Consider the following 9,551-nt stretch of genomic DNA (forward strand, 5'->3'; position numbering starts at 1 on the left):
TGAAAAGTTATATTAATATAATTGAATCGTAATGCCCATATATATAACTTCCTATAAATGGTACATTTTACATAAGGGCTTTCCCTAACTCTCATAGGCCAATCGGCTGTCAAAGGAGCATGTAAAATGAAGATAGAAGAACTGAAATTAACCGATTGGATGAAAAAAAACAAGATTATGGCACTGATTTTTGGACTAGCTGCTGGTCTTGGACTCATTGCACAAGTCATTCTTCAGTCGACTGCAATCATCATTACATCAGTTGCCATACCATTCGTGATCGCACTGCTGTTTTTTGTAGTGATGGGTAAATCAAGATTCATTACGAAGCAATTCCCTTATATCTTGATCTTTTTGAATTTCTGTATTTCGATGAGTCTCATTCTTTTCTCGGGTGCTAACTTAGGAACAATCGGTGTTATTTATCTCGTGTTAGTGCTAGGTGCCGTTCATGGGAGAATGCTGATCATGGGTTACGCGTATGTACTGAGTTTGATCGCAATGATCTTTAACCATGTGTATTTCATATCGCCTGACTTAATAAATGGAAGCGGTTCCAATCTTCTGCTCCTCCATTTCCTCGTCGCACTTTCTTTGTTTTTATTAGTGAGACAGAACGGTCGTGTCTTTAATCATGTAGAAGAACTTCTCGCACTCACGTCGCAGAAAGCCGAAGAAGAACACGCGCTTTCTGAGAAACTCGATGCGGCAGTCACGAAAATCACGTCTAATTTGGCATATCTTCAAACGAATGCTGAACGATCCACGATTTCGCAACGCGAAATGTTAGAGGCGGTCAACGAAGTGAGTTCAGGCAGTCAACATCAAGCCGATCATATTTCAGAGATTGCTGAAAACGCGGAACAAACACATGAAGCCATTCAAGAAATTTCGACAGGGCTTTTAGTGCTTGGCGATAAAACAAATGACGCAGGCGCCAAAGCAGAGCAAGGATCTGCACATATGTCTCAGTTAAAAGACAGTCTCGATACATTCGCGGAATTCTTTACAGATTTGAATAATACGTTCGGTATCCTGACGAGTAAAATTAATGAAACGAATGCATTTGCGAGTTCAATCAAACAAATTACCGAGCAAACGAATTTATTGGCGTTGAATGCATCGATTGAAGCCGCGCGTGCAGGACAACATGGTAAAGGATTTGCGGTAGTTGCGGATGAAATCCGTAAACTTGCTGGTTTGACAGATGGAACGTTGAAGAAAATCGATACTAACCTAGTCGAGTTAAATAGCACGAACGCAATCGCTGTGAATAAGCTAGGAGAAGGATTGAAGCAGTTGACGATGCAAAATAGCGTGGCGGATGAATCAAGTGCATCCTTTGTGGCGTTGCACCACGTTATGTCCGCATTGCAAAACGAGTTGACCGAATTTATACATGAATTTGACGTCATTACGGGTCGAACATCGACAATTCGCAAGCACACAGTCGAGTTTGCTGCGGTAGTGGAACAAAGTACGGCAACAGTAGAGGAGTTAAATGCGACGCTGACTGAATTGACGGAAGAACAATCAGAAATCGCGAAGTATATTACAGAAACACATGATGAAGCAGTCGCCATTCGTAGAACCTAATGTAAAAGACGTTATCTCTCAAAACAGGGGAGGTAACGTCTTTTGCATGCAATCTTGGTTTCCAATAAAAACTATTATGCCAAATAGAGAGACAATTGACATGATTACTATTAATATAGATTAAGTAGGTTATCTATGTAGAGTAGAAAATGTATTTACATATACACAAGCAACTGAGAAGATACTATTCATTAGAGGTGTACAAATGGGCTTATTTTTCACGGTGATTTTACCGATCATTGCAGTATTCGCAGTGGGATTCTTATTACAACGAGTCAAAAACTTAGATATCAAATCGATCTCATCTCTTTCCATTTACATACTAACACCAGCGCTCGTCTTTACTTCGTTGTATAAGGCGGATTTTAATTCGAGCTATACGATGATCTTGATTTACATGTTCGCACTTTTTTACGCCATGGTGTTTCTGAACAAAGTGTTGGCGAAAATCCTCAAATGGGATAAAAAAGTAGAAAGCGCCTCGATACTGGCGACGGGTTTCATGAACTCGGGAAACTATGGCTTGCCCGTAGTGTTGTTCAGCTTAGGAGAAAAAGCGTTACCGTATGCCATCTTCATCATGGTCATCCAATCTCTCCAAAACAACTTCTTCGGTGTCTATTATGCATCGCGCAGTACGAGTGGCATGATGCGCTCGGTTAAAATGGTCTTCAAAATGCCGACTACTTATGCAGCTATTTTCGCTTTCATTTTCCAGTACTTTAAGATAACCGTACCGGAATCCATTATGTCTACGACTTCCATGGTAGGGGATGCAGCAATTCCTGTCATGATGGTCATGCTCGGCATGCAACTCGGATCGGTCATGAGCAAGAAGCCAAACTGGCAAGTAGTCATTTCAGGCGTTGTATTGAAAATGTTCATAGCGCCGATACTCGCTTTCATTTTCGTGCTATTCGCAAACGTGGACCCTTTAGTAGGCACCGTCCTCATCATTATCTCCGCAATGCCTACAGCGGCCACCACAACGATGTACGCCATTGAATTTGACACGGAACCGGAGCTGGTCTCGACGATTACCTTGTTCTCTACGGTGTTGAGTGTGGTGACGTTGAGTATATTGTTGAATGTTATTATTTGAATGAAGTAGCTTGAAAAGGATTCATAAAATCGCAAAATAAAAAGAAGTTGGAGCCCGAATTACATTGGCTTCAGCTTCTTTTTCGTTGCAAGTCATTCCTGTTCTAATTTCGGCAAGTGAATGGTGAAGGTGGTCCCTTTACCAATCTGAGTTTGCAACAATAAGCTTCCGTTATGTTCTCTAACAATCTTTTCACTAATCAACAATCCTAACCCTGTTCCATCTTCTTTTGAAGACATAAATGGATCACCTATCTGACGTAGGATCTCATCGGGGATGCCTGGACCATTATCAGACACATCGATCGTCACGTGATCAAGATCATCTTTCACACGGAGTATGATGGTTCCCGTTTCCATAGCTTCGATCGCGTTTTTGATTAAATTAATAAACACTTGTCTTATTTTCAGTGCATCGCCGAAAATCAGCATTTCGTTATGACCGGAGTCCATATGGATGTCAATGGCTTTCATCTCCATATCCGATTCCATTTGCGCTTTAAGTTGTTCGATTAACGTTGTAATGTTGATGGTTTTTTGATCTTCTACATGCGATTCAGCTAAAGATAGAAATTCAGATGCGGTTTGCTCAATCTCTTTTAATCCTTTTTTGATCTCGTCAAGATGTACTTGACTGGCCTCATTCTGACCGCCACTAGTTAAATCAAATAACTGTAAACGTCCTTGAACGACAGTAAGTGTGCTGCGAAGTTCGTGGGCGATAATAGAAGCTAATTTTCCAGTGATGTCCAATTTATCTCTACGTGTATCATGGCTTCGTAATTCGTTTTCCAACTGCAGTTGTGTGGATATTCCTATGAACGGAACAGGTTGTTTTTTATACAAATGCGAAGGTAAGAAATTGGTATCCGTCATATGGTATTCATGCGTTTGCAAAAGTTCAGTCAAGAGCGAACCGGATAAAGATAAACTGTCGTATGCGCACACATTGATGTAATTTTTCGTGATATTCGCGACTCTAGAGAAAAAATCATCAAAATTTTGTTCATGTAAGGCTACAGAAGGAATCAATGTTTTTATATTTTGAGGCCGCCACGTCACCAAACCCCACCCGCGGAGAACATTTCCTTCTATAATATGCGGATCAAAAAAGTTATTTAAATTCTTTAAAACAGCTTCTGCATTAAAGTTATCATGCGTTTCATATGCCATATCGGTATCGACAAAATAAATATGATCCATTTGCTCTTCCGTATAACCCGCATTTCGAAGATTCTCCTTAACTGCAGCGAAACTCGTGGGTTGATCGACATATAAAATGATGTGGTTTTTATCCAATCCTTCAGCTACATAGGAAGTAGCATGTTCTATATACTTGCTACGATCTGTGTACGTATACACCACATGGCCAACTAGTAAAGACTCTATGCCTTTAGTAAGTTCCATTTTTCTATTAGCATCGATTGAATGTGTGATATAAAAAACTCCTCTCTGTATAACAAATATAATTATAACATCTTATTTACTATAATGACCTATAACTTTGTAAGATTTTAGTATGTTTAGTGTATTTTGTGAAATGACGGGTATTGAAACACGCTTCCAATGTAGTGCTTTTGATTCAAGCAATTACCTGTTTATTAAAAACTTTTATCTTAAGTTCATAAAATGGTTTACATGCACGATAAATGGGGTATCGTAAGCAAACAAAGTCCATAAACTAGAAAGTAGGTGCCTTATGCTAAAACTATCAAACGCTGCATTACTCGAAGCCTATGAGCGAACAGAGAAAATACGTGTAGAGCCAGCATTTATTGAACTACTTAAAGAAGAAATACAACGTCGTGGTATCTAGATGCCGTGGCGTTTTTTTATTTATGAATAGGTCGAGTGTGTTGAGTGGGGCAAGGCGCGCTGTTTTAAGAAGATGCCGTTCATTCCTTTCATTACATAATAAGAAAAGCTACGATACATAGAGGACTAATATAGAAAAGATTGGAGGGAGTGTCATACGGAATCGTCAATTTGAAATCTTGCTGTATTTATTGAAAGTGAAAAAAGTAACCCATAAAGAATTATCCGAGATGTTTGAAGTGAGTGTCAAAACGATTCAACGAGATGTGGATAAATTATCTATGATGGGCGTCCCCGTAACGTGTAAACAAGGAAATCAAGGTGGGATCTATATAGAAGAGAGCTATAAATTAACCGAAAGCTTCTTCACGAATGAAGACTTGCAAACGATCACTATTGCATTGTCGATGTACGATAGCATCTCTTCAAACCGCAATAAAGATCAGGTCATGAAAAAACTGGCTCTTATTTCACCGGAGTTGATTGATTTATTGGAGACGGATGCAAATGATTATTTCGTTGTGGATTTTGCAGGAGAAAAAATAGACATGACCGAAAGTGTATATAAGAAAATCAATCATTGCTTGGATGAAGAAGTATTACTTGCAATCACATGCGGTGGTGAGCAGATCCTGGTCGCGCCGATTAGTTATGTATTACGGCCGGAAGGGTTATACCTATACGCTTACGACGAGGACTATCTATTGATTGACATCTCTACAATTAAAAAAGCACAGTGTACGAAAATAGAATTTGAAAGAACATTTATTCCTTACAAAGAAAATACACAGTTCATTTTCAAATAAGACATTAGGTATCCTATTACGATTGGTATAGTTATTTTCGGAGGGATTTCCAATGAAAAATAACGTATATGAAAGCCAATCAATTAATGGACTCATCCTGACGTTTTCCATTCCAGCGATCTTTTCTTTACTCATAGAAATGATGACAGCGGTCGTGGACACTTCCTTTGCGGGACACTTAGGTAGCCAAAGTGAAAGTGCATTGACCGCAATGGGGTTATTATCCACACTGATGGCGGTATTTGTCGCACTTCAAACACTGTTTGCAATTTCTACAGCTATTATGATCTCTACATACTTAGGTCGAAACGACAAAACAAAACTGAATAATTATTTCAAGAATGGCTTCATCATGACGATCGTCGTCAGCGCCAGTACGTCATTCCTCGTCTACTTATTCATGCATCCCATATTGTCGATGCTTGGTGCCGAGGCGGAAGTATACGAACTGGCGCAAGATTATTTACGCATTATCATAATCAGTAATATATTCAGTGCGATCGGGTATACGCTAACAAGTGTCATACGCGCATTCGGAAATCCAAAAGCGGAAGCCGTCATCATCGTTCTATCTGTTGTCATCAACGTAGTAGGTAACGCCATCCTGACATTCGGTTTAGAGCTCGGAATGGTCGGGATCGCACTCGGAACACTCCTCAGTGAAGTAGTGTGCGCACTGCTGGCTGTCATATATCTCGTGAAAAACCATAACTGGTTTACATCCAATCCCATTTCGCCAAAAGCGTTTATCACAATGTCGTATAATATGTTCAAAATCGGATTTGCCCAAACGACGATTCAACTATTAGCAGGCGTGACAGCTTTCATCGTCAATTATCAGTTGCTGACAGTAGGGGGCAACGCACATATTGCGATGTGGAATATTGCCAATAAAATGTACATGCTACTGTTGATGCCAATCATTGGGATCACACAAGCCGTTCAAACGATTATTGCGTACTTCAACGGAAAAGGCGATGAAGATAAAAAACTTCTCGTCGTAAAGAAAACCGTACAGTATTGTTTCTTCTACGGAATCGGAGTCACAGCGATCGTATTCTTAGTAGGAAAATATATTCTCGTGCTATTTACAGGAGATCAAGCAATCATCGACTCAGTCATGTCGATCATCCAAGTGATCTTCATCACATTTCCGATTCTCGGCGTGACGTATACAATCATGACGCTACTTCAAGTGACAGGTAGCGAAATGAAAGCCGTCGTCATCGGAGTAACGAGACAAGTCGTTTCCGTCATACCGCTTGTGATCGTCTTGCCGTACATCTTCGAGAAATATGATATTTTCACAATCAGTCCATCTTTCTCAATTTTCTTTGCGATTCCGCTTGCGGATATACTGACTCTTGGAATAGCTCTGTACTTCTTTAAAAGAGCAAAAAGTGTCACTAGTGAAGATCACTGATGTTTTCTTCAGAAAGAGAAATTTGGATTGTTTAATAGAAACACAACTTTTATCGTGATGCGGTGAAAGTGAAGGACTTGGAATTAGCGCTCAAATGTTTAATTTGTTTCTCAACAAGGAAAGTTAGAAAGAAAAAGGGGGTAGTCCGATGATGGAACCTGTACTTGCGTATAATAATTGGACATGGGTTCGCATGGATGCAGCCACTCAACAGGAGATTAATGCGTCCCCGGATATCCCACTTGCCAGCAAACGCTGGGCCATGTCGTTGAACGAACGTCAAAATAGCAATCTAGAAATGGACGGAACTGAGGAGGGGAAGGAATCGATGTGGGGATCCGTTGTCTATTCCCAGAACGTTGAAGTCCGCAGCGAAAAGACCATTCTTCATTATTACCTTACAAAAGATACCCTTATAACGTCGGGGATCAATACAGCGTTCTTCACAGGTGCTGCTGAACAGCAAGTACTGAAATACATGGACAAAGCAGAGGATGCCATCGAAGGGTTCATGGTGCTCATCGGAGAAATTACGAACGTATTCCTACAAGAAATCGATAGCTTTGAAGACCGGATGCATGATTTACTGTGGAGCGTCAAAGCGAAGAATGATGAGCCGGTCTTTGAACAGATTATGGACAATCGGTTCGAAATTCTAGTTTGGAAAAACCTCGTCATTCCGTTCATGGAAATTCAAGAAGCCACAGTGGAAGCATTCGGAGACGACATCATGGAAGGGGATTTCTACAAGCGAACCTGTCGGCGTATCCGACGATGCCGCCAGACGATCCGAGAATACAACGAAGAAATAGGACAACTGGTCGATCTTGAATCGATCATTTCCTCCTATCGAGGCAATGAAATCGTCAAAACATTGACCGTCATCACGATGCTCTTCACACCAGTAGCCGCTTGGGGTGCCTTATGGGGAATGAACTTCAGATTTATGCCGGAACTCGATTGGAAATATGGCTATGTAGGAGCAATTCTCGTCATCATTCTGTCTACGTGGGGGTTATATTACTACTTACGAAAGAAACATTGGATCGGTAGTGTATTGAACAGCTCGAAGGATAAGAATTTTTAGTGAGATAGGTTATCGATAGCGCATATAATTCTGCTTGCAGATAAATAGATTTTCTGGTTGGATTTATTTCCTTCTAGGACAGCGAATTGGGTCATTAGTGAAAACAACGAGAAGTAAGGATTTTGCTGTTTTCACTTGCATCGGTATAACGAAAACACTTTTAGGGAGGGAATTCATTGAAAATTTATGATCAGATGAAGCAAGTGCTGGAAGGAAGAGAAGGGGATATTATTACTGCGGGTGATTTGAAGCGCGAACTTCAATTAATGCATGGTACAAATCCAAGTAGCGTAATCCCATCAGATTTTTGCTATAACCGCTTTAATAATGGCATTACATTTACTAAACATCTATTCGTGTACCTAACGAAAAGTACGTATAAGTACATTGGAGAATATGCCAAATACACAGGAATGATTTTCCACAAGTCAAAAAGCACGCAGGAAGAAGTAGTGATTGGGGAATGGAAGGATGGGGTGAAAACACTCTATCCAGCAGACTTGCAGAATCGCGATACGATTAGTCCCGAACAGATTAAGAATTTGTATGAAGAATATATTCGTGTATTACGTTTTGAGTTACAAGTTTTGTCGTGCCAACCAACAGAATTACGCCATCTGATTGGAAGGATTGGCGAATTGTATTGTGCCATGATGACGGACGGACAACTCGCCCGTGAAACGAATCAACATGGCTTCGACGTAGTGAGCCAAGGGCGGTTGATTAGCGTCAAAACGACTGCTCAACAGAGTAATAGCTTTGTAGTATTTAATAAGAATACGTTCGAGAAGTTCGACGACGTATTTGTTGTCCAATACCGCGATGATGACTTTCACATTCTGTACTATGGATCAAAAACGCCAGTTGAAGACATTGCGCGTACGTATAAAAATATGTATGAAGTGGATTTAGAGAAATTGAAGAAGTTAGATTGGGGGAAAGACTACAAAAGGATGATGAGTACAATTTAAGTAGGTATCTTACATAATGATTTATTAAGGAAAGGTGCTATTGGCAAAATAGCACCTTTTTATATTAACTATTTATTATTTACATACTTCGATTCAATTAATGCCACAATCGCATCGCCCACTTCAATAGTCGAAGCACTACCACCTAAATCCGGTGTCAAGGCAGACTTCGTCACCAACAATTCTTCAATCGAATCCAGCAACAACTTACCCAAATCCTCGAATCCAAAGAAGTCGAACATTTGACTAGCTGACCAAATAGCCGCTAACGGATTCGCAATATGCTGACCTGCAATATCCGGAGCCGATCCGTGAATCGGTTCGAACATAGAAGGGTACGTCCTTTCAGGATTAATATTCGCCCCTGCAGCCAGTCCCATTCCACCAGCTAGTGCAGCGCCTAAATCCGTCAAAATGTCCCCGAATAGATTCGACGTAACGACCACTTCGAATCGTGCCGGATCTTTAATCATCAACATCGCAGCCGCATCGACCAAATAGCTCGCCGTCTCCACATGTGGATACTCTAGACTTACTTCTTCAAATACTTGATCCCAGAAAACCATCGAATAGTTCAATGCATTGGCTTTACTAATACTAGTCAGCGTCTTCCCAAGATCTGATGCCGTCTCAAATGCATACCGAATGATCCGCTCCGTACCTTTACGAGAGAACACCCCCGTCTGCAACACCACTTCTTCCGGCTTACCTTTAAACAACCAATCACCAGCTCCAGCATATTCACCTTCACT

General features: G+C 40.6%; 9 protein-coding genes. 7 read left to right on the top strand and 2 right to left on the bottom strand.

Annotation, left to right across the window (positions count from 1 at the left end):
- The first annotated feature begins 126 nt into the window (after positions 1-126).
- Positions 127-1,596, top strand: coding sequence for a methyl-accepting chemotaxis protein (locus tag CSV69_RS07800; protein ID WP_099693095.1), 1,470 nt, complete (start codon positions 127-129; stop codon positions 1,594-1,596).
- A gap of 205 nt (positions 1,597-1,801) precedes the next feature.
- A complete protein-coding gene (locus tag CSV69_RS07805) occupies positions 1,802-2,698 on the top strand; it encodes an AEC family transporter (RefSeq protein ID WP_085427981.1) in 897 nt (298 codons plus the stop codon).
- Between the two features lie 92 nt (positions 2,699-2,790).
- Here CSV69_RS07805 and CSV69_RS07810 read toward each other — a convergent pair whose 3' ends face one another.
- A complete protein-coding gene (locus CSV69_RS07810; RefSeq protein WP_099693096.1) occupies positions 2,791-4,104 on the bottom strand; it encodes an ATP-binding protein in 1,314 nt (437 codons plus the stop codon).
- Between the two features lie 292 nt (positions 4,105-4,396).
- Here CSV69_RS07810 and sda point away from each other — a divergent pair, with 292 nt between their 5' ends.
- The 5 genes from sda (at position 4,397) to CSV69_RS07835 (ending at position 8,799) form a co-directional block, all read left to right on the top strand.
- Positions 4,397-4,513: a sporulation histidine kinase inhibitor Sda gene (gene sda, locus CSV69_RS07815; protein WP_099693097.1), complete on the top strand. Its 117-nt coding sequence runs from the start codon at positions 4,397-4,399 to the stop codon at positions 4,511-4,513.
- A gap of 175 nt (positions 4,514-4,688) precedes the next feature.
- On the top strand, positions 4,689-5,318 hold the full coding sequence (locus CSV69_RS07820) for a helix-turn-helix transcriptional regulator (RefSeq protein WP_255396864.1): 630 nt from the start codon (positions 4,689-4,691) through the stop codon (positions 5,316-5,318).
- A 52-nt stretch (positions 5,319-5,370) separates the two neighbouring features.
- Entirely contained in the window at positions 5,371-6,741 is a 1,371-nt protein-coding gene (locus tag CSV69_RS07825) for an MATE family efflux transporter (RefSeq protein WP_099693099.1), read from the top strand.
- A gap of 148 nt (positions 6,742-6,889) precedes the next feature.
- A complete protein-coding gene (locus CSV69_RS07830) occupies positions 6,890-7,828 on the top strand; it encodes a magnesium transporter CorA family protein (protein WP_099693100.1) in 939 nt (312 codons plus the stop codon).
- Between the two features lie 176 nt (positions 7,829-8,004).
- A complete protein-coding gene (locus CSV69_RS07835; RefSeq protein ID WP_099693101.1) occupies positions 8,005-8,799 on the top strand; it encodes a DUF7225 domain-containing protein in 795 nt (264 codons plus the stop codon).
- Positions 8,800-8,867: 68 nt separating this feature from the next.
- Here the strand turns inward: CSV69_RS07835 and CSV69_RS07840 are convergent.
- The coding region (locus CSV69_RS07840) for an isocitrate/isopropylmalate family dehydrogenase (RefSeq protein ID WP_255396862.1) at positions 8,868-9,551 on the bottom strand (684 nt) is incomplete at its 5' end.

Source organism: Sporosarcina sp. P26b, assembly GCF_002743245.1.
Taxonomy (GTDB): Bacteria; Bacillota; Bacilli; order Bacillales_A; family Planococcaceae; genus Sporosarcina; species Sporosarcina ureae_C.

What these genes read in the sequence shown, in the direction of transcription:
- sda (WP_099693097.1), top strand. Translation starts at nt 4,397, where the DNA reads ATGCTAAAACTATCAAACGCTGCATTACTCGAAGCCTATGAGCGAACA.
- CSV69_RS07800 (WP_099693095.1), top strand. Translation starts at nt 127, where the DNA reads ATGAAGATAGAAGAACTGAAATTAACCGATTGGATGAAAAAAAACAAG.
- CSV69_RS07825 (WP_099693099.1), top strand. Translation starts at nt 5,371, where the DNA reads ATGAAAAATAACGTATATGAAAGCCAATCAATTAATGGACTCATCCTG.
- CSV69_RS07830 (WP_099693100.1), top strand. Translation starts at nt 6,890, where the DNA reads ATGATGGAACCTGTACTTGCGTATAATAATTGGACATGGGTTCGCATG.
- CSV69_RS07805 (WP_085427981.1), top strand. Translation starts at nt 1,802, where the DNA reads ATGGGCTTATTTTTCACGGTGATTTTACCGATCATTGCAGTATTCGCA.
- CSV69_RS07810 (WP_099693096.1), bottom strand. Translation starts at nt 4,104, where the DNA reads ATGGAACTTACTAAAGGCATAGAGTCTTTACTAGTTGGCCATGTGGTG.